General features: G+C 69.5%; 19 protein-coding genes. 13 read left to right on the top strand and 6 right to left on the bottom strand.

What is annotated here, in order from left to right:
• Positions 1-2 precede the first annotated feature (2 nt).
• On the bottom strand, positions 3-908 hold the full coding sequence (locus tag LPW41_RS01245) for a LysR family transcriptional regulator (RefSeq protein ID WP_230703917.1): 906 nt from the start codon (positions 906-908) through the stop codon (positions 3-5).
• A 104-nt stretch (positions 909-1,012) separates the two neighbouring features.
• On the opposite strand from LPW41_RS01245, the gene LPW41_RS01240 reads away from it, so the two are divergent.
• From LPW41_RS01240 to LPW41_RS01215, 6 genes are all read left to right on the top strand, one after another.
• On the top strand, positions 1,013-2,419 hold the full coding sequence (locus LPW41_RS01240) for an MFS transporter (RefSeq protein ID WP_308071657.1): 1,407 nt from the start codon (positions 1,013-1,015) through the stop codon (positions 2,417-2,419).
• Entirely contained in the window at positions 2,416-3,165 is a 750-nt protein-coding gene (locus LPW41_RS01235) for a 3-hydroxybutyrate dehydrogenase (protein ID WP_230703916.1), read from the top strand. Before LPW41_RS01240 ends, LPW41_RS01235 begins: the two co-directional genes overlap by 4 nt.
• A 240-nt stretch (positions 3,166-3,405) precedes the next feature.
• Positions 3,406-5,046, top strand: coding sequence for an ABC transporter substrate-binding protein (locus tag LPW41_RS01230; protein ID WP_230703915.1), 1,641 nt, complete (start codon positions 3,406-3,408; stop codon positions 5,044-5,046).
• Between the two features lie 122 nt (positions 5,047-5,168).
• Positions 5,169-6,242 carry an ABC transporter permease gene (locus LPW41_RS01225; RefSeq protein WP_230703914.1) on the top strand — a complete coding sequence of 358 codons (1,074 nt, stop codon included), beginning with the start codon at positions 5,169-5,171 and terminating at the stop codon, positions 6,240-6,242.
• Between the two features lies 1 nt (position 6,243).
• Positions 6,244-7,323, top strand: a complete 1,080-nt coding sequence (locus tag LPW41_RS01220; RefSeq protein WP_230703913.1) for an ABC transporter permease — start codon at positions 6,244-6,246, stop codon at positions 7,321-7,323.
• Positions 7,320-9,011, top strand: a complete 1,692-nt coding sequence (locus LPW41_RS01215) for an ABC transporter ATP-binding protein (RefSeq protein ID WP_230703912.1) — start codon at positions 7,320-7,322, stop codon at positions 9,009-9,011. The genes LPW41_RS01220 and LPW41_RS01215 overlap by 4 nt, the downstream gene beginning before the upstream one ends.
• Before the next feature lie 276 nt (positions 9,012-9,287).
• Here the strand turns inward: LPW41_RS01215 and LPW41_RS01210 are convergent, their stop codons facing one another.
• On the bottom strand, positions 9,288-10,397 hold the full coding sequence (locus LPW41_RS01210; protein WP_230703911.1) for a hypothetical protein: 1,110 nt from the start codon (positions 10,395-10,397) through the stop codon (positions 9,288-9,290).
• A gap of 61 nt (positions 10,398-10,458) precedes the next feature.
• Positions 10,459-11,637: a hypothetical protein gene (locus tag LPW41_RS01205; RefSeq protein WP_230703910.1), complete on the bottom strand. Its 1,179-nt coding sequence runs from the start codon at positions 11,635-11,637 to the stop codon at positions 10,459-10,461.
• A gap of 190 nt (positions 11,638-11,827) precedes the next feature.
• Here LPW41_RS01205 and rpsF point away from each other — a divergent pair, with 190 nt between their 5' ends.
• The 6 genes from rpsF to LPW41_RS01175 all read left to right on the top strand — a co-directional run bounded on the left by rpsF (position 11,828) and on the right by LPW41_RS01175 (position 15,899).
• A complete protein-coding gene (rpsF, locus tag LPW41_RS01200; protein ID WP_058622540.1) occupies positions 11,828-12,220 on the top strand; it encodes a 30S ribosomal protein S6 in 393 nt (130 codons plus the stop codon).
• 5 nt (positions 12,221-12,225) lie between these two features.
• Entirely contained in the window at positions 12,226-12,753 is a 528-nt protein-coding gene (locus LPW41_RS01195) for a single-stranded DNA-binding protein (protein WP_154097038.1), read from the top strand.
• 101 nt (positions 12,754-12,854) lie between these two features.
• Complete coding sequence (gene rpsR / locus LPW41_RS01190; protein ID WP_055832386.1) at positions 12,855-13,109, top strand: 30S ribosomal protein S18; 255 nt, start codon at positions 12,855-12,857, stop codon at positions 13,107-13,109.
• 10 nt (positions 13,110-13,119) lie between these two features.
• Positions 13,120-13,572 carry a 50S ribosomal protein L9 gene (gene rplI / locus LPW41_RS01185; protein WP_056224965.1) on the top strand — a complete coding sequence of 151 codons (453 nt, stop codon included), beginning with the start codon at positions 13,120-13,122 and terminating at the stop codon, positions 13,570-13,572.
• Positions 13,573-14,136: 564 nt separating this feature from the next.
• Positions 14,137-15,471 carry an amidohydrolase family protein gene (locus LPW41_RS01180; RefSeq protein WP_230703909.1) on the top strand — a complete coding sequence of 445 codons (1,335 nt, stop codon included), beginning with the start codon at positions 14,137-14,139 and terminating at the stop codon, positions 15,469-15,471.
• A complete protein-coding gene (locus LPW41_RS01175) occupies positions 15,468-15,899 on the top strand; it encodes a cupin domain-containing protein (protein ID WP_230703908.1) in 432 nt (143 codons plus the stop codon). Before LPW41_RS01180 ends, LPW41_RS01175 begins: the two co-directional genes overlap by 4 nt.
• Positions 15,900-15,971: 72 nt before the next feature.
• On the opposite strand, the gene LPW41_RS16710 is transcribed toward LPW41_RS01175, so the two are convergent.
• Together LPW41_RS16710 and LPW41_RS01160 are read right to left on the bottom strand one after the other, a co-directional pair.
• The gene (locus LPW41_RS16710) at positions 15,972-18,104 is read right to left on the bottom strand and encodes a chaplin family protein (RefSeq protein WP_269074004.1); all 2,133 of its coding nucleotides are present in this window, start codon (positions 18,102-18,104) and stop codon (positions 15,972-15,974) included.
• A 78-nt stretch (positions 18,105-18,182) separates the two neighbouring features.
• Positions 18,183-19,355 carry a hypothetical protein gene (locus tag LPW41_RS01160; protein ID WP_230703906.1) on the bottom strand — a complete coding sequence of 391 codons (1,173 nt, stop codon included), beginning with the start codon at positions 19,353-19,355 and terminating at the stop codon, positions 18,183-18,185.
• A gap of 616 nt (positions 19,356-19,971) precedes the next feature.
• Between LPW41_RS01160 and dnaB the strand changes: the two genes are divergently transcribed.
• Complete coding sequence (gene dnaB / locus LPW41_RS01155) at positions 19,972-21,339, top strand: replicative DNA helicase (protein WP_230703905.1); 1,368 nt, start codon at positions 19,972-19,974, stop codon at positions 21,337-21,339.
• Between the two features lie 9 nt (positions 21,340-21,348).
• On the opposite strand, the gene LPW41_RS01150 is transcribed toward dnaB, so the two are convergent.
• Positions 21,349-21,927 carry a hypothetical protein gene (locus LPW41_RS01150; RefSeq protein ID WP_230703904.1) on the bottom strand — a complete coding sequence of 193 codons (579 nt, stop codon included), beginning with the start codon at positions 21,925-21,927 and terminating at the stop codon, positions 21,349-21,351.
• Positions 21,928-22,249 lie beyond the last annotated feature (322 nt).

Raw genomic sequence — 22,249 nt, 5'->3', positions numbered from 1 at the left:
CCTCACCCCACGCCGTCGAGCATCGCCTTCGACCGCGCCGTCTGCTCGCGAAGAGCATCGGCGAGGGCGGCGACAGCGGGGATGCGCATCGAGTCGGCGCGCACGATCATCCAGTACGGCAACCGCTCGGTCATCGTCTCGGGGAGCAGTCGCTCGAGGTCGGCGTGGCGGTCGGCGACGAAGCACGGCAGCATTCCGATTCCCGCGCCGGCGCGCGTCGCCTCGACCTGCACGAGCACGTTCGTCGAGGTGACGCCGTCGCGCATCTGCGGCACGACGCGGCGGGGCAGGTCGAGGGCTTCGACCTGCAGCATCGCGTCGACGAAGTAGACGAGTCCGTGGCGCTGCAGCTCGTCGAGGTCGCGCGGGCGGCCGTGCCGTTCGAGGTACGCGCGTGAGGCGTACATGCCGAGGGCGTACGAGCCGAGTTCGACGGTCGTGCCGCGCGAGGTCTGCGGTTCACCCACGACTACCTCGAGGTCGAGACCGGGGCGGTGCAGGGCCGCGCGCCGCTGGGCGGCGACGACTTCGACGACGAGGTCCGGATGCCGTTCACGCAGGCCCGCGATGGCGGGGGCGGCGATGTAGGCGCTGAACCCGTCGGTGGCCGACATGCGCACGACTCCTGAGACGGGATCGGGCTCCGCTCCCCCGGCGGCGAGCTGCGACATGGCCGCCTCGATGCGTCCGGCGGTCTCGGCGGCGTGCGCGCCGAGCGTCGTGAGTTCCCACCCGCGGCCGGACTGCGCCACGAGGCGTCCGCCGAGGGCCTCCTCGAGGGCGGTGATGCGTCGCGCGACGGTGGTGTGGTCGACCCCGCGCAGCTGGGCGGCGGCGGTGTATCGACCCGTGCGGGCCACGGCCAGCAGCATCAGCAAGTCATCGGCGCGTACGTTCCCGGCATCCATGTGTGCAATTCTGCACAGCGGGGGAGCGGTACTGGGCATTGTCGCGCGCCGCAGACCACCTCAGACTGAGGCGCGGTCGTCACCGTCGACACCGAAGGAGCACCATGCAACCCCCCACCGCCGCGTCGCGACACAGCGCAGACGCCACCCCGAACGGCAACGCCACCAGACGCATCCGCCGCGTCGTCGCCGCCTCCATGGCCGGCACGGTCGTCGAGTGGTACGAGTTCTTCCTTTACGCCACCGCCGCGAGCCTGGTCTTCGGCACGTTCTTCTTCCCCTCGTCGGGGTCGCCCCTCGACGGCATCATCGCCGCCTTCGTCACCTACGCGGTCGGCTTCGTCGCGCGTCCGCTGGGCGGCATCGTGTTCGGCCAGATCGGCGACCGCTTCGGCCGCAAGCCCACGCTCCAGGCGACGATCATCATCGTCGGCGTCGCGACCTTCCTCATGGGCTGCTTGCCCGGCTTCGCGAGCGTCGGCTACTGGGCCCCCGCGATGCTCGTCGCGCTGCGCTTCATCCAGGGCTTCGCGGTCGGTGGGGAGTGGGGCGGCGCCGTGCTGCTCGTCGCCGAGCAGAGCCCCGATCGCCGCCGCGCGTTCTGGTCGAGCTGGCCGCAGGCCGCCGTTCCGGTCGGCAACCTGCTGGCGACCCTCGTGCTGCTGATCACCTCGTTCGTGCTGAGCCCCGCCGCGTTCCTCGACTGGGGCTGGCGCATCGCGTTCTGGCTGTCGGCCGTGATCGTGCTGGTCGGCTTCTGGATCCGGCGACACGTCGAGGAGGCCCCGATCTTCCTCGAGGCCAAGGCGCAGGTCGAGAAAGAGAAGGCGACCTCGTTCGGCGTCGTCGAGGTGCTGCGCCGCTACCCGAAGGGTGTCGTGCAGGCGATGGGCGTGCGCTTCGCCGAGAACATCGTCTATTACATCGTCGTCAGCTTCTCGATCGTCTACCTGAAGATCGTGCACTCGTACGACACCAGCCAGCTGCTGCTCGCCCTGCTGATCGCCCACATCGTGCACTTCGCCGTGATTCCGCCGCTCGGCCGCCTGTCCGACCGCATCGGACGCCGCCCGGTGTACCTCGCCGGTGCGATCCTCAGCGCCACGTGGGCGTTCTTCGCCTTCCCGATGTTCGACACGCTCAACCCCGTGATGATCGTGCTCGCGGTGACGATCGGCCTGGTCTTCCACGCCGGCATGTACGCCCCGCAGCCGGCGGTCATGGCCGAGCTGTTCCCGACCCGCATGCGCTACTCGGGCGTCTCGCTCGGTGCGCAGGTCACGGCGATCCTGGCGGGCTCGCTCGCCCCGATCCTCGCGACCCAGTGGCTGCGCGACTTCGGCTCGTGGCTGCCGATCGCGATCTACATCGTCGTGGCGTGCATCGTCACCTCGATCGCTGTGCTGTCGTTGCAGGAGACGCGCGGCATCTCGCTGCGCGACATCGACGCCGCCGACGCCGCGCGCACGGCGGCAGGCCCCGCCACGACGGGGGCGAAGGGAGTCCGATGAGCACCGACCTGACCGGCCGCCGCGCCCTCGTCACCGGGGGAGCGAGCGGGATCGGCGAAGCCATCGCCCGCGCCTTCGCGAGTGCCGGAGCACACGTCACCGTCGCCGACGTCAACGGCGAGCAGGCGGAGCGCGTGGCGGCCGAGGTCGGGGGAGAGGCGTGGGCCGTCGACCTCTCCGACACGGCGGCCTTGCGCGAGCTGCACCTCGACGTCGACATCCTCGTCAACAACGCCGGCATCCAGCACGTCAGCCCCATCGAGGAGTTCGACCCCGAGCGCTTCTCGTTCATGTTGCGGCTCATGCTCGAGGCGCCGTTCCTGCTGATCCGGGCCGCCCTGCCGGGCATGTACGAGCGCGGGTTCGGGCGGGTGCTGAACATGTCGAGCGTGCACGGCATCCGCGCCTCGGAGTACAAGTCGGCCTACGTCACGGCCAAGCACGGCCTCGAGGGACTGTCGAAGACCACGGCCCTCGAGGGCGGCCCACGCGGGGTGACGAGCGTGTGCATCGACCCCGGCTACGTGCGCTCGCCGCTGGTCGAGAAGCAGATCGCCGACCAGGCCCGCACCCACGGCATCGCCGAGGAGCAGGTGCTCGAGACGATCCTGCTGAAGGATGCCGCGATCAAGCGGCTCGTAGAGCCCGCGGAGGTCGCCTCGCTCGCGCTCTGGCTCGCCGGTCCCGACGCCGCGATGGTCACCGGCTCGAGCTACCTCATGGACGGCGGCTGGTCGGCGCACTGACGGGGTCGGGCCTCGCGGGGGCCGCTCTCGTCGTCATCGCCCACGGCAGGACGATTTACGACACACAGCGGGTGAATGCCGGAAGGGATCCGGTGAGATGAGGGTCCCAGCGGGGTCTCCGGCGGGTTTCGGTCTCGTAAATATGCGCGGGAGTGCTTTACGGTGGACACTTCCCCGGTCAAGGATGTCCGAGGGACTACGGCGCTTGTCGCAGTCGACACTTCACAGCAGAGGTAATTCATGACACTGCACACCAGTGGACGCGGCCGTTTCGGCCTCGTCATCGGCGCCGCCCTCGGCGCTTCGGCCCTTCTTCTCGCGGGTTGCTCCGGCGGCGACAACAACGCCTCGTCGGGTGACGGCGGCGGATCGACCGACCCCCTGATCGTCGGCACGACCGACAAGATCACCTCGATCGACCCCGCGGGCTCGTACGACAACGGCTCGTTCGCCGTCATGACGCAGGTCTACCCGTTCCTCATGAGCAGCCAGTACGGCACGTCGGAGGTCACCCCCGACATCGCCGAGTCGGCCGAGTTCACCTCGCCGACCGAGTACACGGTCACGCTCAAGTCGGGTCTCAAATTCGCGAACGGCCACGACCTCACGTCGTCCGACGTCAAGTTCTCGTTCGACCGCCAGGTCGCCATCAACGACCCGAACGGCCCCGCATCGCTGCTGGGCAACCTCGACAGCGTCGCCGCTCCCGACGACACCACCGTCGTCTTCACGCTGAAGAACGGCAACGACCAGGTCTGGCCGCAGATCCTGTCGAGCCCGGCCGCTCCGATCGTCGACGAAGAGGTCTTCTCGGCGGATGCCGTGACGCCCGACGACACGATTGTCGAGGGCAAGGCGTTCGCCGGCCAGTACACGATCGATTCGTACAAGGTCAACGAGCTCATCTCGTACAAGGTCAACGACGCCTACCAGGGCTCGCTGCCCAAGGCCGCCAACGGCGGGATCTCGGCGAAGTACTACGCCGACTCCTCGAACCTCAAGCTCGACGTGCAGTCGGGTGCGATCGACGTGGCCTACCGCAGCCTGAGCGCGACCGACGTCGCCGACCTGCAGAAGGACGACGCTGTCAAGGTCATCGACGGCCCCGGCGGCGAGATCCGCTACATCGTCTTCAACTTCGACACCATGCCGTACGGCACCAAGACGGCCGAGGCCGACCCGGCCAAGTCGCTCGCGATCCGTCAGGCCGCGGCCGACCTCGTCGACCGCCAGGCCATCGCCACCGACGTGTACAAGGACACCTACTCGCCCCTGTACTCCTACGTGCCGCAGGGTCTCGCCGGTGCCAACGAGGCGCTCAAGGACATGTACGGCGACGGCAGCGGAGCCCCCGACGCCGCCAAGGCCAAGGCGACCCTCGAGGCGGCCGGTCTGTCGACGCCCGTCACGCTGAACCTGCAGTACAACGGCGACCACTACGGCCCCTCGTCGGGTGACGAGTACGCCGCGGTCAAGGCGCAACTCGAGAAGGACGGCCTCTTCACCGTCAACCTCGCTCAGACCGAGTGGGTGCAGTACACGAAGGACCGCAAGGCCGACGCGTACCCCGCGTACCAGCTCGGCTGGTTCCCCGACTACTCGGATGCCGACAACTACCTCACCCCGTTCTTCTCGAAGGACAACTTCCTGCTGAACCACTACGACAACGCCGACGTGCAGAAGCTGCTCGTCGACCAGGCGACGCAGACCGACAAGTCCACGCGTGAGTCGGAGATCGGCGAGATCCAGGACAAGGTGGCCGCCGACCTGTCGACCCTGCCGCTGCTCCAGGGCAAGCAGGTGGCGATCGTGGGCTCGAGCGTCGACGGTGCCGTCCTCGACGGCTCGTTCAAGTTCCGCTACGCGCCGCTGCACAAGTAACACCCACACGGCGTCTCGTCGCGTTCCGTTCGCCCGACGACCGGGGGTCACGTACCCTCGGTCGTCGGGTGAGAGCGGAGCGACGAGGCGCCGTTCCCCATCGAGTGAGGTCTCTTTTCCGTATGGTCACCGCCGTCGACGCCGCCGACATCGCCAAACCCGTCGCCCCCAAGGGGGGAGGACTCTGGCGCTACATCCTGGTCCGCCTCCTGCTGATCATCCCGACGGTCTTCATCCTCGTCACCGTGGTGTTCGTGCTCATGCGCATCACCGGTGACCCCATCACCGCCGCGCTCGGCGGCCGCCTCCCACCCGATCAGCTCGAGGCGCGCATCGCCGCCGCCGGCTACGACCGCCCGCTGATCGTGCAGTACTTCGAGTACATCGGCGGCATCCTGCGCGGTGACTTCGGCACGACGCTCACCGACAACCGTCCGGTGATCGAGATCCTGCTGCAGTACGGCTCGGCCACCCTCGAGCTCGCGATCTACGCGCTCATCGTGGCCTTGCTCATCGGCATCCCGTTCGGTCTGATCGCCGCGTACAAGCGCGACCGCTGGCATGACGCCACGCTGCGCATCGGCGCGATCCTGGGCTACGCGACCCCGATCTTCTTCGTCGGCCTGCTGCTGAAGCTCGTCTTCTCGGTGTGGCTGGGCGTGCTGCCGGTCGCGGGACGCGCGGGCACCCGCACCGAGCTGAAGCTGCAGACGCTCGACAACCCCAGCGGCATCTACCTGCTCGACGCCATCCGCCTCGGCGACGGCAACGCGATCAGCGACGTGCTGATCCACGCGATCCTTCCCGGGGTGGCCCTCGGCATCCTGACCGCGGGCATCTTCCTGCGCCTGGTGCGCACCAACGTCATCGGCACGCTCGGCGCGCAGTACGTCACCTCGGCGCGTTCGCGCGGCGTGGGAGAGTACCGCCTCGTCACCAAGCACGCCTATCGCCCCGCGCTCATCCCGATCATCACGGTCATCGGTCTGCAGATCGCCCTGCTGCTCTCGGGCGCGGTGCTGACCGAGACCACCTTCGAGTGGAAGGGCCTCGGCTTCATGCTCAGCGAGTACCTCAAGGCCCGCGACTTCGTGGCCGTGCAGGGCATCGTCGTGATCATCGCCGTGCTGGTGGCCTTCACCAACTTCCTCGTCGACGTCATCGCGGCGATCATCGACCCGCGAGTGAGGTACTGACATGTCGGATGCCACGACCCCCACGACCCCCGATGCCGTGACGGTGCGCAAGGTCCCCCTGCGCGACCGCCTGCCGGTCATCTCGCACCTGCGCCGCAGCGTCGGTCTGCAGCGCACCATGCTGGTGCTCGGACTCGTCATCACCTCGGTGTTCCTGCTGACGGCGATCTTCGCCCCGCTGCTCGCGCCCTACGGCTTCGCGCAGCAGGAGGCCGACGGCGTCAAGTTCGGCACGCAGCAGGCGCCGAGCGCGATGAACCTGCTCGGCACGACCGTCGGCGGCTACGACGTGCTCTCGCGCGTGATCTGGGGCGGCCAGACGGCGCTGCTCGTGATCGTGTGCGCGATCGCGTTCTCGATCTTCCTCGGCATCTTCCTCGGCCTGGTCGGCGGCTACTTCGGCGGCTGGCTCGACCGCATCCTCGTCGTGCTGTGCGATGCGATCTACGCCTTCCCGTCGCTGCTGCTCGCGATCGTGATGTCGATCGCGATCACACGCGGCCAGTCGACGCTGTGGGGCGGAATCCTCGCCACTGCGATCTCGATCACCGTGGTGTTCGTGCCGCAGTACTTCCGCGTGATCCGCGCCGAGGTGGTGCGGGTGAAGGCCGAGCCGTTCGTCGAGTCGGCCCGCGTGATCGGCGTTCCCACCGGCCGCATCCTGCTGCGTCACGTGCTGCGCAACTCGACGCGCTCGCTGCCGGTGGTCGTCACCCTCAACGCCTCCGAGGCGCTGCTGACCCTGGCCGGCCTCGGCTTCCTCGGCTTCGGCATCGAGGCCACCGCCGCCGCCGAGTGGGGCTACGACCTCAACCGCTCGGTGAGCGATGTGACCAGTGGCATCTGGTGGACGGCGATCCCGCCGGGCGTCGCGATCGTGCTCGCCGTGCTCGGCATCACCCTCGTGGGTGAGAGCCTCAACGACCTGAGCGACCCGCGTCTGCGCACGCGCCGCCGCGCGGGCCGGGCACCCGCGCCCGTCACGGCGATCGATCCGTCGACGGCTCCGGCCGAGGCGTCGGCCACCGCGTCCCCGGCCGGGCCTCCGGCATCCGCCCCCTCCGACGGGAGCCCCTCATGACCGGCACCACCGAAGCCGTCGCCCGCATCGACGACCTGCGCGTCGCCTTCGCCACCGACGGCGAGCCGGTCGCCGCGATCAACGGGATCTCGCTCGAGGCGCACGCCGGCGAGGTGCTCGCGATCGTCGGCGAGTCGGGCTCGGGCAAGACCGTGACCGCCAACACCCTGCTCGGGCTGCTGCCCGAGACCGCCACGCTCTCGGGTGCGGTCATCGTGCGCGGGCGCGACGGCGAGCAGACCGACATCGTGCACGCGACCTCGGCGCAGCTGCGCGAGATGCGCGGGCGCGACGCGGCGATGGTGTTCCAGGAGCCCTCGACCGCCCTCAACCCCGTGTACACCGTGGGGTGGCAGATCGCGGAGGGTCTGCGCGCGCACGAGAAGATGTCGAACGCGGATGCCAAGTCCAAGGCGATCGACATCCTCCGGCGCGTCGGCATCCCCGACCCCGAGAAGCGCGTCGACGACTACCCGCACCAGTTCTCGGGCGGTCAGAAGCAGCGCGTCGTCATCGCGATGGCGCTTGTGCTGAACGCCGGGCTGATCATCGCCGACGAGCCGACCACGGCGCTCGATGTCACGGTGCAGGCCGAGATCCTCGACCTGCTGCGCACGTGCCGCGACGAGTTCGGCGCGACGATCGTGCTCATCACGCACAACATGGGCGTCGTCGCCGACCTCGCCGATCGCGTGATCGTGATGTACCGCGGCGACATCGTCGAGCAGGCTCCGGTGCGCGAGCTGTTCGCCGCCCCGCGCGAGGAGTACACGCGCGAACTGCTCGCCGCGGTGCCGCACGTGGGTCGCGGCAAGAGCTCGCAGCAGTCGCTCGCGGATGCCGCGCCCACCTCGCCACCGGCGGGGAGCCTCGTCGTGGCCGAGAAGGTCGAGATCGGGTATCCCGGACGCTTCGGCTCGCCGGGCGTCGTCGCGGTGAAGGGCGTGGACTTCTGGATCGGACCCGGCGAAGTGCTCGGCCTGGTGGGGGAGTCGGGCTCGGGTAAGACCACGATCGGTCGCGCGATGGTCGGACTCACCTCGGTCGTCGGCGGATCGCTCAAGGTGCTCGGCACCGAGATGAACGGCGCCAAGCCGCGGCAGCTGGCCAAGACGCGGCCCGACATCGGGTTCGTCTTTCAGGATCCGGCGACGAGCTTCAACCCGCTCCTTACGATCGCGGAGTGTATCGCCGAGCCGCTGATCGTGCACAAGCGCGCCTCGGGTGCCCGGGCCGCGCGCCAGCGCGTGAACGAACTGCTCGACGCGGTGCAGCTGCCGACCGCGTTCGGCGACCGGTACCCGCACGAGCTGTCGGGCGGTCAGCGTCAGCGCGCCTCGCTCGCGCGCGCCCTCGCGCTCGACCCGAAGCTGCTCATCGCCGACGAGCCGACCTCGGCGCTCGACGTGTCGGTGCAGGCGCGCGTGCTGCAGCTGTTCGCGCAGCTGCAGGCGGAGTTCGGCTTCGCGTGCCTGTTCATCAGCCACGACCTCGCCGTCGTCGACGAGGTGGCCGACCGCGTGGTCGTGCTGCAGCAGGGCGTGATCCGCGAGCAGGGGACGACCGTGCAGGTGCTCACCGAGCCGCGCGACGAATACACCAAGCGACTGCTGGTGTCGCTGCCCGTGCCCGATCCCGTCGAGCAGGAGGCGCGCCGCGAGCTGTGGCGCACCACCCGCGGAGTCTGACGGCTGACGACCTCGGGGCCCTCACGCGCGCAGCGTGGGGGCCCCGCGTCGTGTGGGCGCGCGTTGCGCAGGGTCAGTGATTCGCGCATTCTCAGTGCGATGCGGCGGATCCTGGCTGAGGTTGTGCCGATCGCGGAGTGTGCGCGGAGCGGCGATCGCGCGGCGCGTTGCGCAGGGTCAGTGATTCGCACATTCTCGGTGCGATGCGGCGGATCCTGGCTGAGGTTGTGCCGATCGCGGAGTTTGCGCGGCACCCGCCGACAGAGCCCCGCCGCGTCAGCGCCCGAACACCGTCGTGAGGATCCACCAGCCGACGACGGCGACGCCCACCACGACCGTCCACACCGGGAACCCGCGCTTGAGTCGCCGACCCTGCGCGGCCACGCCCGCCGGGGGCGGGGTGAGCAACGGCACGCTCGGGGCGGGGGCTCCGGATGCCGCGGTGCCGGCGTTCCTGCTCGCGGCGACCTCTGCGGCGAGACGGTCGTCGCGCCACCGCGCCCACTGCGCGAACTTCTCGTCGATCGCGTCGATCGTCGTGAACAGCCACTGCCAGGTGGCCGGATCGAGCGTCGACAGGTCGCGCTTGGCGTAGAGGAACAGCCAGTCGTCGATGATCTCGACATCTAGCGCTGCGGCGTTGTCGACGAAGCGCGCCATCACGTCGGGAGTGAAGAGGTACAGCGCGTCGCGCTCGTAGCCCTCGGGGCAGTACAGCGCGAAGTGCTGGTCGAAATCGCCCTCGAGGCTGAGCCGCTGGTCGCGCCCGAAGGTGACCGGCAGGTTCGAGCCGAACAGGCCGTTGTTGCCCACGGCATCCAGCACGATGTGGGGGAGCGGCGTCTCGAGCTTGAGCGCGACGTAGCCCCAGCGGTGCGTCTGCCTGCTCTTGCCCGACCCCGTCTCGTACGTGTAGTTCGCGACCTCGATGAAGCGCGGAGACGTGCTCCGCAGCAGGTCGGAGTTCTTGCGATCGCCGCCGAGGCTGAAGATCATGCCCGGCAGCTGCGGCTTCGCGAACCCCGGCTCCCACGTCATGCCGTTGGCCCGCGCGAAGCGGTCGAGGCGGAATCGGCGCACACCCGCGCCGCCGACGCCGCGGATCAGCCCCACGACGATCACCACGATGACCGCGGCGAACACGAGCAGGGGAGCGGCGGCCACCAGGCTCAGTGAGCTCCTGCCGACGACGGAAGAGATGACGCCCACGAACACCGGGCCGATGATGAAGAAGAAGACCACGCCGACCACCGCGAAAACGATGATGCCGGCCACGTTGCTGCTGAGCTTGCCCTGCTGCCGCAGCTCTTTCGTGAACGCGCGTACCTGGGCGCGGTCGACGGGCTCGGTCAGCGGCGCGGTGTCGAGCCGGGTCTGTGCGTTCATGTCGTGCCCCCTCGTTCGACCGTAGCGGTGGTGTCCGACATCGTCGGGGCGGCGCCCGGGGTCATCGCGCGACCATCAGCAGCAGCAGCGGAGCCACGGCCAGCACCAGTCCGCCGAGCCCGAACACCCCCAGCACGATCGCCACGACGATCCAGGGGTTCGCGCGCCGCAGCCGTCGACCGGGCACGGCGACCCCCGCGGGCGGGCGGGCGAGCAGGGCGGCCTGCGCGGCGGCGACCGTCGGCGCACCCGCGGACGACGGGGCTCCACCGGGGCCGGCAGCGGCCGGAACCGACGCGGGAGGCAGGGCCACCGGCATCCGGTCGTCTCTCCATCGACCCCACTGGTCGAGCTTGTCGAGCAGCACCGAGATCACCGAGAACACCCATGCCCAGCGCGCCGGGTCGATCGTCGACAGCTCGTCGCGGGAGTAGAGGAACAGCCAGTCGTCGACGATCTCGGCGTCGAGCACCGACGCGCTGTCGATGAAGCGCGCCATGACGTCGGGGGTGAAGAGGTAGAGGGCGTCGCGTTCGTAGCCGTGCGGGCAGTACAACGTGAAGTGCTTGTCGAAGTCGCCCTCGAGGCTCAGGCGCTGGCCACGACCCCACGAGGCGGGCAGGTTCGAGCCGAACATGCCGTTGTTCGCCGTGGCATCGAGCACGATGTGGGGGAGCGGCACGTCGAGTTTGATCGCGATGTAGCTCCAGCGCACGGTCGTCGTGTTCTTGCCGTCGCTCACCGTGTAGGCGTGGTTTCCGACCTCGACGAAGCGCGGGCGGCGCCCGCGGACGATGTCGGATGCCGTGCGGGAGCTGCCGATGCCGAAGATCACGCCCGGGAGCGGAGGGTTCTGCACGGCCGGCACGTACTCCATGCCCACGTCGCGCGCGAACCCCGCGAGGCGCCACCGGCGGTCCTCGACGATGCGCTGCCCGCGCAGGCCCACCAGCAGGGCGGCGATCAGTCCGCCGACGCCGATCAGCAGCGGCAGGGCGAAGAGCAGGCCCACCACGAGGGTCCCCTCGCGCAGCCACGTCGACAGCACGATGAGCAGCACCACCAGCGCGATGCCGATCCCGCCGAGGAAGACGAACGCGCACACCCAGCCGACGATCGTCGCGGTGGTGTTGCCGGGCAGACGGCCCTCGTCGCGCAGCCGTTTCGTGAACGCCTTCGCCGCCGCGCGGTCGGGCGCGACCTGCAGTGCTCGCGCGTCGAACGGTCGGATCCCTGCCATGCGGCCCCCCTCGCCGTCGGTGGAACGTCCACGCTACCGATGACCGATTCCCCGCTGCCAGCGGCATCCGTTAGACTACGAAGGTTGTCCGGCGACGCCCATGCGCGTGTGAGCCCGTGATGACGTGCAACACACCCTCCTGCTGCCGGGAAATGCCCGTCAGCCGTTCTAGTCCGAAGGAGGTGGGTTAGTGACGCACCAGTACGAACTCATGGTCATCTTCGATCCCGAGGTCGACGAGCGCCAGGTCGCTCCGAAGCTCGACGGATTCCTCAAGGTCATCACGGCCGATGGAGGAACCATCGACAAGATCGACATCTGGGGCCGCCGTCGTCTCGCCTACGAGATCCGCAAGAAGAACGAGGGCATCTACGCCGTCGTCAACTTCGTCGCGACCAGCGAGGCCACGAACGAGCTCGACCGTCAGCTGAAGCTGAACGAGCAGATCATGCGCACCAAGGTCCTGCGCGCCGAAGAAGCGATCGCCCAGGTCGCCGCCGAGGCCAAGCGCTCCGAGGAGAAGGCCGCCCGCAAGGCCGCCGCTCCCCGCAAGGTCGAGTCCGCCGAGAAGGCTGCGAAGTAACGACGATGGCCGGCGAAACCGTCATCACCGTCGTGGGTAACCTCACGGCCGACCCCGAGCTGCGGTACACGCAGAACGGGCTCCCGGTCGCGAACTTCACCATCGCGTCGACCCCCCGCACGTTCGACCGTCAGGCGAACGAGTGGAAGGACGGCGAGGCGCTCTTCCTGCGTGCCTCGGTGTGGCGCGAATTCGCCGAGCACGTCGCCGGTTCGCTGACGAAGGGCAGCCGTGTCATCGCGACCGGTCGCCTCAAGCAGCGTTCGTACCAGGACCGCGAGGGAAACAACCGCACCTCCATCGAACTCGAAGTCGATGAGATCGGTCCCTCGCTCCGCTACGCGACCGCCCAGGTCACCCGTGCCGCCGGTGGCGGCAATGGTGGCGGCGGCGGTGGCGGTCAGCGCCCGCAGGTGCAGCAGTCGAACGACGAGCCGTGGTCGACGCCCGGTTCGAACAACGGCGGCGGCAACAACAGCGGCGCAGACGCGTGGAGCACTCCTGGTTCTTACGGAGACGACACCCCGTTCTAAACTTCGCCCCGCTCTCGAGCGAGACGACCCCTGAAATTCCGGATGCCATGTCCCGGTCCGCGTGACCGACTCGGCGTCCGAACCACACGAAAGAAGGAAGCATGGCTGGAAAGGCCACTGGCGACCGCCGCAAGCCGCGGAAGGGCGCCAAGAACGCAGCCCCCGCGAAGGCGATCCGCGTCGGCGTCATCGACTACAAGGACGTCCCCACCCTCCGCAAGTTCATCTCGGAGCGCGGCAAGATCCGCGCCCGTCGTATCACCGGTGTCTCCGTGCAGGAGCAGCGTCTGATCGCCCGCGCCATCAAGAACGCGCGCGAGATGGCTCTTCTGCCCTACGCCGGCGCCGGCCGCTAAGGAGCACCCGATGGCAAAGCTGATTCTCACGAATGAGGTCACCGGGCTCGGTAGCGCCGGTGATGTTGTCGAGGTCAAGAACGGGTACGCCCGTAACTACCTCATCCCGCAGGGCTTCGCCGTGTCGTGGAGCCGTGGTGGCGAGAAGCAGGTCGCGTCGATCCGCGCCGCTCGCGAGACCCGTGCGATCCACGACCACGAAGAGGCCGTGTCGCTGAAGAACACGCTTGAGTCGAACACCGTCAAGCTGGCCGTCAAGGCCGGCAACGAGGGACGCCTCTTCGGTTCGGTCAAGCCCGCCGATGTCGCCGACGCCGTCAAGGCCGCCGGTCTGGGCGAGCTCGACAAGCGCAAGATCCAGATCACCTCTTCGATCAAGTCGGTCGGCGAGCACGAGGCGACCGTTCGCCTGCGTGACGACGTCACCGCCGTGATCACCCTCCAGGTGGTCGCCGCGAAGTAATTCGCTGCACTCTCGAGAACGGCCCCGTTCCTGCTCCGGCAGGGCGGGGCCGTTCCGCGTTGTGAGGCGTGAGGTCCCTGAGCTTGTCGAAGGGTCCGGGGGTGGCTTCGACAGGCTCAGCCACCGTGCGCGGGCTTGAGTGTCGCGAGGCGTGAGGTCCCTGAGCTTGTCGAAGGGCCGGGGGTGGCTTCGACAGGCTCAGCCACCTTGTGTGGGCCCAACCGTCGCGAGGCGCGAGGTCCCTGAGCTTGTCGAAGGGCGGTCCCTGAGCTTGTCGAAGGGAGGTCCCTGAGCTTGTCGAAGGGTCCGGGGCACCGCGGGTGGGACCTGCCCGGTTTGGGGCGGGTTTTTGCGTTCGGGGCGTGAATTGTCCGCCCCGAAGTGCGGAATGCGCCCCAAACCGGTCCGGGGGTGGCTTCGACAGGCTCAGCCACCGTGCGCGGGCTCAGCCACCGGGCGCAGGCTCAGCCGCCGGGCGCGGGCTCAGCCGCCGGGCGTGGGCTCAGCCACCGGGCGCGCGGCGCACGACACATGACCGACACACCGCCTGCCTAGGCTGACGCCGTGCAAGAGCGATCCGGGCGTGTGGTGGTGTTCTCGGCATCCGTGGTGCTGCCGATCACCGCCCCGCCGATCCGCAACGGCGCGATCGCGGTGGCCGCGGGGCGTATCCGCCACGTGGGCGACCGGGCGTGGGTGCTGCACGAGCTGCACACCCGCGGACTCGCCTTCGACGAGGTGCACTGGAACGGCGTGCTCACCCCCGGCCTCGTCAACGCGCACTCGCACCTGCAGTACACCGGCATGGCCGAGGTGGGGCAGGGGCGTTACGCGGGCTTCGAGGAGTGGGCGCACGCGTTCCAGCCGGTGTACGAACGGGGTCTGGATTGGGGGGCGGATGCCGCGGCCGGAGCCCGCGCCATGATCGCCGCCGGAACGACCGCCGTCGCCGACATCGTCACCGACGTCGAGGCCGCGTCGGCGCTGCACGACGCGCGGCTGCACGGCATCACCTACTGGGAGGTGATGAGCTGGACGAACGAGGCGTGGGCCGAACGCGGACGCGCGGAGGTCGAGGCGCGCCTCGATGCGCTGCCGGCGCCCCCTGGGACCGGGCTCTCCCCGCACGCGCCCTACTCGCTCGACGTTGAGCCGCTGCTCGAGATCCCCGACATCGTGCGCGAGCGGGGGAGTCGCCTGCACCTGCACCTGGGCGAGGCGGCCTTCGAGCGCGAGCATGGCGAGGCGGTGCCGTGGCAGGAGAGGCGTCCGGCGAGTTTCATGGCGTTGCGCGACGAGGGCATCGGCACGGGCGCGACGGAGTTCGTCGACGAGCTCGGCGTGCTGGGTCCCGACTGTCATATCGCCCATGGCGTCTACATGACCGCGCGCGATCGCGCGACGCTGCGCTCCCGCGGTACGACGGTGGCGCTCTGCCCGCGGTCGAACGCCGTGATCGGGTTGGATGAGCCACCGATCGCCGCCTATCTCGTCGAGGGCAACGCGATCGCGGTGGGGACCGACTCCTTGGCATCCAGCCCCTCTCTCGACCTGCTCGCCGACGTCGCCGAGTTGCACCGCCTCGCGCGGGCGCAGGGATACGCGAATCGCGACCTGTCGGCCCTGCTGTTGCGGGCGGCGACCCTCGGGGGAGCACACGCGATGGGCCTCGACACCGGCCCTGCCCGCACCGGATACCTCGCCGTGGGCGCCGTGGCCGACCTCTCCTTCTTCGACATCGCGGGCCCTCCGACCTCTGCGGGCGCGATGTCGGGGGTCGATGACACCATCGAGCATCTGGTCGTCGGCGGAGCCGGACGCGCCGCGGCGACCTTCATCGACGGCGAGGTGCGTTGGGCATCCGCCGCTTTCACCGACCAGACCGGAGTGCGCGCATGACCGACGACCGCCCCGCCACCGCTCGCCTGCTCGATCTCGAGGCGCATCCCGAGGGAGGGTGGTTCCGCCGCATGTGGACGGGCGGCTACGCCGTCGACACCCCCGCGGGGGCGCGGCCGGCGGCGACGTGCATCCACTACCTGTTGACGCCCGACGAGCGCAGCGCGTGGCACGTCGTCACCAGCGACGAGGTGTGGCTGTGGCATGGCCCGGGCTCTCTCGAGCTGTCGCTGGGCGGAGACGGCGAGACGCCGGGCGAGGCGCAGACCGTGACCCTGGGGCCCGATCTCGCCGCCGGCAACGTGCTGCAGCACACGGTTCCCGCGGGTGTCTGGCAGGCCGCGCGGCCGGCCGGTGACTCCGAGGTCGTGGTCAGCTGTCTGGTGTCGCCCGGCTTCAGCTTCGACGACTGGCGTCTCGCCGAGTAAGCCCGGCCCGGGCACGCCGCGACACCGGATGCCACCCCCAACAGTTGGCATCCGGCGCCCGTCGAACGTGACTCAGACGGTTGCGCGGCGACGACGCAGCACGAGCAGCGCGCCCCCGAGCATCAGAGCCAGCAGACCCGCGACGCCGAGGCCGGCGGCCGACGAGCCGTCGGATCCGGTCATGGCGAGCGACGAACCGGCCTTCGCGGTGCCCGTGGCGGCGAGGGGAGCCGACGCCGAGGAGGCGACGGAGCCGATCACCGTGGGAGTGCCGGAGGTGCCGGGGTTTCCGGGGGTTCCGGGGGTGCCGGGCTGGCCGGGGGTTCCGGGCGTGCCGGGCTGACCCGGGAGGCCGGGCAGGCCGGGCAGGCCGGGGGTTCCGGGAATGCCGGGCTCACCGGGGGTGCCGGGCTCGCCGGGCGTTCCGGGCGTTCCGGGCTCGCCGGGGGTTCCCGGGGTTCCAGGCGTTCCGGGCTCACCAGGTGTTCCGGGCTCACCAGGTGTTCCGGGCTCACCAGGTGTTCCGGGCTCACCGGGCGTTCCCGGGGTGCCGGGGGTACCGGGCTCACCGGGCGTTCCAGGCGTTCCCGGGGTACCAGGCGTTCCGGGCTCACCCGGCGTTCCGGTGTTCGAGCCGTCCGTGTCGCTGTCGCCGATCACCGAGACGGCGTTTCCGCCGATGGTGACGGGCAGGTTGATCGGAATGAGCACCTGGTTGCCCCCGCCGATGCTGCCGGAACCGTCGGTGATCACGTCACCGATGCCGCCGGTGGAGCCGCCGGTGGTGGTGGCGTCTTCGGAGTGGCTGTCGCCGATGCCCGAGACGGCGTTTCCGCCGACGGTGATGGGCAGTGCGATCGGGGCGAGAACCTGGTTGCCTCCGCCGATCGAGTCGGTGCCGTCGGTGACGATGTCGCCTGCGCCGGTGCCGGTGGTCGATCCGCCGGTGGTGTCGGCGTTCTCCGTGGTGCTGTCGCCCACACCCGAAACGGCGTTTCCGCCGACGGTGATCGGCAGGCCGATGAGAGCGAGAACCTGGTTGCCGCCGGCGGCGCTGTCGCTGCCGTCAGTTACGACGTCACCCGAGCCGGAGCCCGAGCCGGTCGATCCGCCGGTGGTACCGGCGCCCTCGGTCGTGCTGTCGCCGACACCCGAGACGGCGTTTCCACCGACGACGACCGGCAGTTCGACGGGAGTGAGAACCTGGTTGCCGCCGCCGATCGAGTCGGTGCCGTCGCTGACGACGTCACCCGAGCCGGAGCCCGAGCCGGTCGATCCGCCGGTCACATCGGCATCCGAGGTGGTGCTGTCTCCGACACCCGAGACGGCGTTTCCGCCGATCGTGACGGGCAGCTCGATCGGGGCGAGAACCTGGTTGCCCCCGCCGATCGAGTCGGTGCCGTCGGTCGTCGTGTCACCGGAGCTCGCGCCGTCTGTCGTGCCGCCGCCGGTGGTGGTGGCGTCTTCGGAGTGGCTGTCGCCGACCACCGACACGGCGTTGCCGCCGATGGTGACGGGTCCCTCGACGGGCAGGCCGACCTGGTTGCCGCCGAGCACGCTGTCGGTGCCGTCGGTGGTGGTGTCACCGGCGCTCGAGCCCGAGTCCGAGCCGCCCGACGTGCTGGCATCTTCGCTGTGGCTGTCGCCCACGACCGAGACGGCGTTGCCGCCGACGGTTACGGGCACCTCGACCGGCACGATGGCCTGGTTTCCGCCGCCGACGCTGTCGCTGCCGTCGGTGGTGGTGTCGGCCACGGGGGCCGGGGCAGGCGCGGCCGGAGCCGGAGCCGGGGCGGTCGGAGCCGGCGCGGGGGTCGGTTCTGCGGGGGCGGAGGTGTCGGCATCCGCGGTGTCGCTGTCTCCGACGACCGACACGGCGTTGCCGCCGACCGTCACGGGAACGTTCACCGACACCAGGCCCTGGTTGCCGCCGAGCAGGCTGTCGCCACCGTCGGTGGTCGCCTCGGGGGCGGGGGCTGATTTCGGTGCCGAGGTGTCGGCGTTCTCGCTGTGGCTGTCGCCGATCACCGAGACGGCGTTGCCGCCGACCGTGACCGGTGCGTCCACCGAGATCGCCGCCTGGTCGCCCGAGAGCAGTCCGTCTGCTCCCGAGGTGTCCGCGGCATTGGCGATGCCGCATCCGGCGACGGCCAAGCCGCCTCCGACGAGCGCGCCCATGAGGACGCGCGAGTAGATCTTGCGCATGAGAGTTTCTCCTGTAGATGAGTGAGGGTGCGCGTGTGCGCGGGGTCGTCAGCCGTGTCGAACACGGCGAGACCGGCCTCAGTCAGGAGAGACGTCGGTGTCGTAGACGGGGACGGAAGGCAGATCGTCGTCGACGTCGCCTCCGCGTGCGAGAAGGACGATCGCGGGCTGGTTCGCAGCATCGCCGGCGGTCGCGGGGGTGGTGCCACCCGCTCCGGAGCCGGGGGAGGCCGTCGACGCCGAACCGGCGCTAGCGCCCGGCAGCATCAGCGAGTGGGGCTGTGCCGGGGCGTCTTCGTCGGACGAGGGAAGGGCGACGGATGCCGTGGCCAGATGGCCCGCGACCTCGTCGAACGCGACGGCGAGGTCGGCCGTCTGGGCCCCGAGCGACCGGATGCCGGAGGTCGGGGCGGCCGATACTGGCTGGGCGACCGCGGGCAGGGTCGTCGGAGCCTCGGGCAGGGGCGTGGGAGCCTCGGGCAGGGCCACAGGGGCCTCGGCGGGCTCGGGAGCCGTGGCGGTGGGCTCGACGGCGGGAAGCGATGGCAGCGAGCCCACGGGGCTCGGCACGACGACTTCTCCACCGGGCTCGACGCCGACCACGGGAGTCGAGGGGAGTGCGGGGACGGTCGGAAGCACCGGGTCGATCGTGGGCAGCTCGCCGACGACCTCGGGCACGGTCTCATCGACCGCGCCACCCACGGTGTCGACGACCTCGTCGACCACGGGAGCGACGATTCCGCCGACGACGGGCAGCGGTTCGACGACCTCGACGATCGGGTCGACCACGGGCTCGACGACCGTTCCGACGACATCCGCGTCGGCGACGGTGTCGACGACCTCGTTCACGGTGGAGCCGGCGTCGTTCACGGTGTCGGTGACGGCGTCGTTCACGTCGGCCACGGCATCCGGAACCGCCGACACCACCTGCTGCACGGGCTCGGCGACGGGTGCGGGGACGGCTTCGACAATGGCGGCGGGAGCCTTCTCGACGACCTCGGCGACCGGGGCGGGAGCGGCCTTCTCGACCTTCTCGGTGACCTTCTCGGTGGTGTCGGCGGCCTTCTTCGCGGTGTCGTCGACGACCTTTCCGGCAGTGTCGGTGACGTCGTCGACGGTCGATCCGATGGATCCGAGCAGACCCGAGCCGTCGTCGGCCGAGGCGGACGAGGTCGAGATGAAGAGCGAGACGAGCGCCAGCGCGAGGGCGGCGAGCACGCCGAAGAGGGCGATGCGCAGTGTGCGCGGCACCCCACTCTTCAACGTGTCATCCACGATTCGCCCCCCATAGGTGAATCCAAGGTGATTCCTGGGCGGCGACGATACGCCCGGTTTCACCCCAGCAAAAGGGGTCCGGTGAATTTCCGGTAGTCCAGCGGGAATCAGCGGGTGGCCAGCGACACGCCGGACGGGAAAAAAGATTTGACAGCGAGGCCCCGGGATGGATAGGCGTCCGGCGAGTTATCCCCCGGGTTGTACACATGTGGAGGCCCTAGCAGACAACCTTCAACCGACACTTCACACGGGTTTTGCCCAGAAAGCCTGTGGAGAGATAAACACCTGCTCAAAGGACGTATCGGGTGCCGAATTCACATCCATCCACCGAGTTCTCCACAGCACTTGTGCACAGACATGGCGGCGTTTCCCGCAAACTGTCCACAGAGTTATCCACAGGCCTGTTTGCGTGGGGAGAGTCGCGTATCTAGCGTGGGTGCAGCCCCCTCGGACAGCGCTTCACCACCCGTGCACGCTCCGATGTCGGAACTTCGTGTTTTCGTGCTCCCGAGGCCGTTCCACCTCTCTCCGCCGAAGCCGTTCGCGCGCGCGAGGAGGGCGGCGGGGCAGCCCGAGAGCAGAAGGAGAGTCCGTGTCGATCGCCGACATCGCCGAAGAACGTCTCGGTAAAGCACCTCGTCCCGAGCGCACGCCGCCGCACGACATCCTCGCCGAGCAGAGCGCGCTGGGCGGCATGCTGCTGTCGAAAGACGCGGTCGCCGATGTCATCGAGACGCTCCGCGGTCCGGACTTCTACGTGCCGAAGCACGAGCTGATCTTCGAGGCGATCCTCACGCTCTACTCGCACGGCGAGCCGACCGACGTCGTCGCCGTGACCGACGAGCTCATCAAGACCGGCGAGCTGCAGCGCGCCGGAGGAGCGGACTACCTCCACACGCTCACCTCGATCGTGCCGACCGCCGCCAACGCCGGCTACTACGCGTCGATCGTCGCCGAGCGCGCGCTGCTGCGCCGTCTGGTCGAGGCCGGCACGCGCATCGTGCAGATGGGGTACGCGGGTGAGGGCGACCCGACCGAGCTCGTCAACAGCGCGCAGGCCGAGATCTACAACGTGTCGGGCGACGACAGCGCCGAGGACTACATCCCCCTGACGACGGCGGTGGATGCCGCTGTCGAAGAGATCGAGGCCGCTCGCGGTCGCGACGGGTCGATGACGGGCATTCCCACCGGCTTCGCCGGGCTCGACCAGCTGACCAACGGTCTGCACCCGGGCCAGATGATCGTGCTGGCCGCCCGCCCCGCCATGGGTAAGTCGACGCTCGCGCTCGACTTCGCCCGCGCCGCCGCGATCAAGTCGAACGCCCCCTGCATCTTCTTCTCGCTCGAGATGGGTCGCAGCGAGATCGCGATGCGTCTGCTCAGCGCCGAGGGTCAGATCCCCCTGCAGAGCATGCGCAAGGGAACCCTCGACTCGCGCGACTGGACCACCGTCGCCGCGACCCGCGGTCGCATCAACGACGCGCCCCTCTACATCGACGACAGCCCCAACATGACGCTGGTCGAGATCCGCGCCAAGTGCCGTCGCCTGAAGCAGCGCGAGGGTCTGAAGATGGTCGTCATCGACTACCTGCAGCTGCTCACCAGCGGTAAGCGCGTCGAGTCGCGTCAGCAGGAGGTCAGTGAGTTCTCGCGCGCGCTGAAGCTGATGGCGAAGGAGCTGCAGGTTCCGGTCATCGCGCTGTCGCAGCTGAACCGTGGTGCCGAGCAGCGCGCCGACAAGAAGCCGGCGCTCAGCGACCTGCGTGAGTCGGGCTCGATCGAGCAGGATGCCGACATGGTGGTGCTGCTGCATCGCGAGGCCGCGTACGAGAAGGACTCCCCGCGTGCCGGTGAGGCCGACCTGATCGTCGCGAAGCACCGTAATGGGCCGACCGACACGATCACGGTGGCGTTCCAGGGGCACTACTCGCGGTTCGCGGATATGGCGCCGGGGATGTAGCGAGGAGGCTTACGGCTCCCAGAACCCGAGTGTGCACAGCAGACGGGTCTCGTCGTCGGCGTCGGCGGGCGGCTCGATGGCCGGCGGGAACACCCCGAACTGACGCCACTCATCGGCGTGCGGGGTGACGTGCTCGTTCATCCCCTCGATGAGCTCGGGGGAAAGGTGGAACGGGATGCCGAACTCCTTCGCAATCGACCACGCCTGGAACGCGCGATACGTCGCGAGGTGCGCGAAGCCCTCGTCAGCCGGGTAGTCGCCGTAGGTGAAGTGGAAGGTGTCGGCGAAGTCGCCCGCCCGTACCGCGGCCGTGGCCTTGTCGTTGAGGGCGTCGTACGAGGCGATCGGATCATCGCCCAGCAGGTCGGCATCGGCGAACGGATCACCGTCGGCGGCCGCGCGCCCGACGATCACGTCGGGCATCCACGCTTCGTCGTAGGCATGGCGACTCAGGATGCCGAGCAACGTGGGCGACTCGAGCTGGCTCCACTCCTTCGGCACGGATGCCGAGAAGTCAGCCGGATCGAGCTGATCGACGACCTCGCGGAGTGCGGCGTCGGCGTGGAGGAAGAGAGTGGCGGGGCTCATGGGGGGGAGGGTACTCCCGGGGTCGGATATGGGCCAGACCCCCTCGCGCCGATGCCGTCCCGGACTTGATCTTCGTCGAAATCCTGGATCAGTAGCGTTCGCCGAAGCAGCGCGAGGGACTGGGTGGCCGTCGTCCTGAGTGGCGCCGCGATGCAGGCGCGGAGCCATGCCGACGTCTTATGTGATCGAGCTCGGCTTGGGGGGATCGCTCAAAGCCGTTTCTCTCCCGCGTACCGCCGGAGCGCAGACGAGAAGGGGCCGGGGGGGGGCGTGCGTAACCCACTCCAACGCGAGGCCTCGACAGCCCCACGTCGTGGACTGC

Source organism: Microbacterium sp. JC 701 (assembly GCF_021026215.1).
GTDB lineage: Bacteria > Actinomycetota > Actinomycetes > Actinomycetales > Microbacteriaceae > Microbacterium > Microbacterium algihabitans.
The sequence above is the reverse complement of the archived record's forward strand: the minus strand, read 5'-3'. Positions and strand labels throughout refer to the sequence as shown.

Excerpts from the sequence above, each read along its gene's own strand:
- LPW41_RS01235 (WP_230703916.1), top strand. The coding sequence starts at position 2,416 with ATGAGCACCGACCTGACCGGCCGCCGCGCCCTCGTCACCGGGGGAGCG.
- LPW41_RS01245 (WP_230703917.1), bottom strand. The coding sequence starts at position 908 with ATGGATGCCGGGAACGTACGCGCCGATGACTTGCTGATGCTGCTGGCC.
- LPW41_RS01220 (WP_230703913.1), top strand. The coding sequence starts at position 6,244 with ATGTCGGATGCCACGACCCCCACGACCCCCGATGCCGTGACGGTGCGC.
- LPW41_RS01225 (WP_230703914.1), top strand. The coding sequence starts at position 5,169 with ATGGTCACCGCCGTCGACGCCGCCGACATCGCCAAACCCGTCGCCCCC.
- LPW41_RS01205 (WP_230703910.1), bottom strand. The coding sequence starts at position 11,637 with ATGGCAGGGATCCGACCGTTCGACGCGCGAGCACTGCAGGTCGCGCCC.
- LPW41_RS01240 (WP_308071657.1), top strand. The coding sequence starts at position 1,013 with ATGCAACCCCCCACCGCCGCGTCGCGACACAGCGCAGACGCCACCCCG.
- LPW41_RS16710 (WP_269074004.1), bottom strand. The coding sequence starts at position 18,104 with ATGCGCAAGATCTACTCGCGCGTCCTCATGGGCGCGCTCGTCGGAGGC.
- LPW41_RS01230 (WP_230703915.1), top strand. The coding sequence starts at position 3,406 with ATGACACTGCACACCAGTGGACGCGGCCGTTTCGGCCTCGTCATCGGC.
- LPW41_RS01215 (WP_230703912.1), top strand. The coding sequence starts at position 7,320 with ATGACCGGCACCACCGAAGCCGTCGCCCGCATCGACGACCTGCGCGTC.
- LPW41_RS01210 (WP_230703911.1), bottom strand. The coding sequence starts at position 10,397 with ATGAACGCACAGACCCGGCTCGACACCGCGCCGCTGACCGAGCCCGTC.
- LPW41_RS01150 (WP_230703904.1), bottom strand. The coding sequence starts at position 21,927 with ATGAGCCCCGCCACTCTCTTCCTCCACGCCGACGCCGCACTCCGCGAG.
- rpsR (WP_055832386.1), top strand. The coding sequence starts at position 12,855 with ATGGCTGGAAAGGCCACTGGCGACCGCCGCAAGCCGCGGAAGGGCGCC.
- LPW41_RS01175 (WP_230703908.1), top strand. The coding sequence starts at position 15,468 with ATGACCGACGACCGCCCCGCCACCGCTCGCCTGCTCGATCTCGAGGCG.
- LPW41_RS01195 (WP_154097038.1), top strand. The coding sequence starts at position 12,226 with ATGGCCGGCGAAACCGTCATCACCGTCGTGGGTAACCTCACGGCCGAC.
- rplI (WP_056224965.1), top strand. The coding sequence starts at position 13,120 with ATGGCAAAGCTGATTCTCACGAATGAGGTCACCGGGCTCGGTAGCGCC.